Genomic DNA, 3,339 nt, shown 5'->3' with positions numbered 1-3,339 from the left:
TTAAACAATAATTTAGCGGCTTAAAGGTCAATGGCAGAAACATCAAGTTCACCGGACATGAGTTTTGGTAGTAATATATCTCGAAGATTGGATAATTGCTGTATTTCTTTGTACTTTGAGTAGATGAGATCAAACATTGGCATTATAAGAGCATTGAATTCAGCGATAACACTTGCATTAGCTCTGAATTGCAATCTCTTAAGATCTGCCACAGTAACATGACCAAGACCAGTCGTTTGCTTATTACTTGCTATATGTTTAAACTGTGGCTTCAGATATTTTAGTAAAAAGAAAGTGAATGCGGGAGCAATTGCCTGACCAAGAGAAAAGTATATCTCTGTTATCAATATAATATTTTTCATCTTTCTTGACATTGCAATGCTGAGTTGAATCTGTAATTCCGTTTTTAAGTTCAGCAATTTTTATAATAGGCAAACCATCATCAGCATATTCATTTTTCTTGAATGATGCGCCATTGATATAATCAGCAAGATCATAAACAGGTATATTTTCCCAATTGTTTGGCATATAAATTATTGTTTATTTTTATGTTCTCGTCTATTTTATCATCAATATTTGTTAATATCGAGGATATAACCTCCTGTGTTCTTTCATCCGGTACTTTAACTTCTATATTAGAAAAAGTTTCTTTTGTAATCGTATCAAAAACAGAACCGTGAGTAATTGCCTTTAATTCTCTTATACTATTCTTTACTAAGTAAAATAAAAAAGTTTTATTTATATTCTCCTTTGCCCTAATTCCATAACATGACTGATTAAAAGCCATAGGAAACGGTATCATTGCCATCTCTCCTACAGTGCCACGAGCCGATATTATAATGTCATCGTGCTGCAATAATTTTGTGGAACTATTATCTAATCCCTGTTTTGTAATTGTTTTTTCGGTTTTATAGACATAACGATTAGCATCTTTAAAATCTTTAACTGATAGCCATGGTATATCTCCATTCCAATATTCATCATTTGATGTTTTAGGAGTTCCGCCACCAATTAAATCTATAATAGTGCTAAGAATACATTCCTTCCATTCAGCCATATAATCACCATCCTTAACTTATATATTTTTTATGTGCAATTTTTACATTACTTTGTTTAACCATTGCATATTGCAATGTTGTATCTATTTTTTGATGCCCTAATAATTTTTGTAATTGTTCTATAGGCATTCCTTTATCAATTGCTTTTGTTGCTAATGTTCTTCTAAATTTATGAGGATGAGCTTTATTGATGTTTAGTTTTCTTCCCATCTCTCTAATTCTAGTTTCAATGCCGCCAATCGAAATGCGATTAAAAGGTTTTTTTAAAGTAACAAATAATGCCTTATTATCATCATTTCGACTATCTAAATAGTTTTGTAAATGTATTTTTGTTCTTGCATCAAAATAAACAACACGCTCTTTATCACCCTTACCAAAAACAACACATTCCCTCTCATTAAAATTAATGTCATCTTTATTTAATAATACTAATTCGCCTACACGCATTCCAGTTGATGCTAAAATATCTATTAATGCTAAATCTCGTAAATTGTCACAACTATCTCTCATTAATTCTAATGATTCATCGCTATATGTTTCTTTAATTACAGAAGCTGATTTTACTTTATGTATTCTTCTTACAGGACTTTTTATAATAAAATCTTCGTCTTCTAGCCAAGAAAAGAAACTAGATAATATTCTTCTTATATTATCAATTGTTACTCTACTTGATCCATGTTTTTCTTGATATTCAGTTAAATAATTTCGTAGATCATTAGTTGTAATATTCTTTATAGATTTATCTATAGAATTTAATACTATTTCAATAGTTGATTTATAATATTTAAGAGATTTTTCAGAACATCCTTCTAATCTTTTAGCTGATAAAAAAGAATCAATGTAATTTTGATTAGTTTTATCACTTTCTTCATTCTTAATCTCTTCAATTTTATAATTAGATAATACTTTTACAAGTATTCTATTTAATTCTTCATATTGATTATCAGTTAAATGAGTAATCATTTCCTGTAATATCATATTTTTTATAATTTCATTCATAGTCGTTCTCCTTTTATTCAATTATTTAGAACGACTAGCTTCTATTTTTTGCAGTGCGAATCAGATTTTCCACTTCACTCCGCCTTAAATCAAAATGTTTTTGTAATAAACTTACAATGTCTTCTTCCTTTAGCTTCGAATCAACTAATAAATCTAATGTTTTAAATAAACATACTTGAAATCCTTGATCATGAGCCTCATTTAATTCTCCATTTTTCTTATCAAGTATACTTTGTCTAATTTCATCAAATAAACAATAATTTAGAGCAGCAGGCATTAGCTTTATTTGACCACATGTTTCCCAATGTATCTATTGGTAATGGGTATATTGGAGATATAATTATCCCAAAACGTGGTAAAGGACTTTTGTCTAAAAATGCTATTCCTGGTGATGTACCTGTTGTTGCAGGTGGACTAGAGCCAGCAACTTATCACAATGTTTCAAATACTGTCTCACCTGTTCTTACTATATCAGCTTCCGGTGCAAATGCTGGATTTGTCAATTTATGGCATAAACCTGTTTGGTCTTCGGATTGTTTACTTTTGGTATGTTATGTTAAAAAAACGTCAAAAAGAAATTTTTGATTCACAAACAGGATCTGCACAACCTCATATTTACCCAAAGCATATTGCAGAAATGCATGTTTGTAAATTGAATCAAAAAGATATAGATCGCTTTATAGATTTAGTTACACCATTGTTCGAAAAAATAGGAAAAAATAAAATAGAAAACGATAAGCTTATATCTTTAAGAGATACTCTCTTACCTAAGTTAATGTCTGGCGAACTTGATGTCTCTGCCATTGACCTTTAAGCCGCTAAATTATTGTTTATCATACTATTTAATGTAATCTTACTATCCAATGAATTCAAAATTGAAACAATTTTTTTTTGAGTATTAATACTTGGAATTTCTAATTCTAAACTATTTAGGGTTTGCGTTCTTAGACTAGGAATTGTAGTTCCTTCATTATAATTCATTAAATCAAAGGTTAACATTTTATAATAAAGATATTTCGGAGCAACTAAGTTCTCATTAATTTTTGTATAAAACAGAGTATCTACAGTCCAAAAAGGATGTTCAACATATCTAATGAATTTCTAATTCTAAACTATTTAGGGTTTGCGTTCTTAGACTAGGAATTGTAGTTCCTTCATTATAATTCATTAAATCAAAGGTTAACATTTTATAATAAAGATATTTCGGAGCAACTAAGTTCTCATTAATTTTTGTATAAAACAGAGTATCTACAGTCCAAAAAGGATGTTCAACATATCTAAT

Annotated in this window: 9 protein-coding genes; 2 read left to right on the top strand and 7 right to left on the bottom strand. The window is 29.2% G+C overall.

Going from position 1 to position 3,339, the window contains the following annotated elements; all coding sequences use genetic code 11:
* Positions 1–20: 20 nt before the first annotated feature.
* The 5 genes from C7U54_RS14750 to C7U54_RS14370 are packed head-to-tail and all read right to left on the bottom strand — an operon-like array spanning position 21 to position 2,334.
* Positions 21–362: a restriction endonuclease subunit S gene (locus C7U54_RS14750; protein WP_162297526.1), complete on the bottom strand. Its 342-nt coding sequence runs from the start codon at positions 360–362 to the stop codon at positions 21–23.
* The gene (locus tag C7U54_RS15650) at positions 259–528 is read right to left on the bottom strand and encodes a restriction endonuclease subunit S (RefSeq protein WP_107030727.1); all 270 of its coding nucleotides are present in this window, start codon (positions 526–528) and stop codon (positions 259–261) included. The genes C7U54_RS14750 and C7U54_RS15650 overlap by 104 nt, the downstream gene beginning before the upstream one ends.
* A complete protein-coding gene (locus C7U54_RS14380) occupies positions 494–1,057 on the bottom strand; it encodes a restriction endonuclease subunit S (protein ID WP_107030726.1) in 564 nt (187 codons plus the stop codon). The genes C7U54_RS15650 and C7U54_RS14380 overlap by 35 nt, the downstream gene beginning before the upstream one ends.
* Positions 1,058–1,070: 13 nt before the next feature.
* Positions 1,071–2,057 (bottom strand): site-specific tyrosine recombinase/integron integrase, encoded by a 987-nt coding sequence (gene xerA, locus C7U54_RS14375; protein ID WP_107030725.1) that lies wholly within the window; start codon positions 2,055–2,057, stop codon positions 1,071–1,073.
* 34 nt (positions 2,058–2,091) lie between these two features.
* Positions 2,092–2,334, bottom strand: a complete 243-nt coding sequence (locus tag C7U54_RS14370; protein WP_107030724.1) for a hypothetical protein — start codon at positions 2,332–2,334, stop codon at positions 2,092–2,094.
* 17 nt (positions 2,335–2,351) lie between these two features.
* On the opposite strand from C7U54_RS14370, the gene C7U54_RS15035 reads away from it, so the two are divergent.
* Together C7U54_RS15035 and C7U54_RS15030 are read left to right on the top strand one after the other, a co-directional pair.
* The gene (locus tag C7U54_RS15035) at positions 2,352–2,642 is read left to right on the top strand and encodes a restriction endonuclease subunit S (protein WP_206603633.1); all 291 of its coding nucleotides are present in this window, start codon (positions 2,352–2,354) and stop codon (positions 2,640–2,642) included.
* A complete protein-coding gene (locus C7U54_RS15030; RefSeq protein WP_206603632.1) occupies positions 2,611–2,871 on the top strand; it encodes a restriction endonuclease subunit S domain-containing protein in 261 nt (86 codons plus the stop codon). Before C7U54_RS15035 ends, C7U54_RS15030 begins: the two co-directional genes overlap by 32 nt.
* On the opposite strand, the gene C7U54_RS15645 is transcribed toward C7U54_RS15030, so the two are convergent.
* Positions 2,868–3,152 carry a restriction endonuclease subunit S gene (locus C7U54_RS15645; protein ID WP_107030723.1) on the bottom strand — a complete coding sequence of 95 codons (285 nt, stop codon included), beginning with the start codon at positions 3,150–3,152 and terminating at the stop codon, positions 2,868–2,870. The genes C7U54_RS15030 and C7U54_RS15645 overlap by 4 nt on opposite strands.
* The coding region (locus C7U54_RS15025; protein ID WP_206603631.1) for a restriction endonuclease subunit S domain-containing protein at positions 3,148–3,339 on the bottom strand (192 nt) is incomplete at its 5' end. The genes C7U54_RS15645 and C7U54_RS15025, both read right to left, overlap by 5 nt.

It is taken from the genome of Faecalibacillus intestinalis (genome assembly GCF_003024685.1).
In the GTDB taxonomy this organism is placed as follows: domain Bacteria; phylum Bacillota_I; class Bacilli_A; order Erysipelotrichales; family Coprobacillaceae; genus Faecalibacillus; species Faecalibacillus intestinalis.
This window is presented reverse-complemented; position numbering and strand designations above follow the sequence as displayed.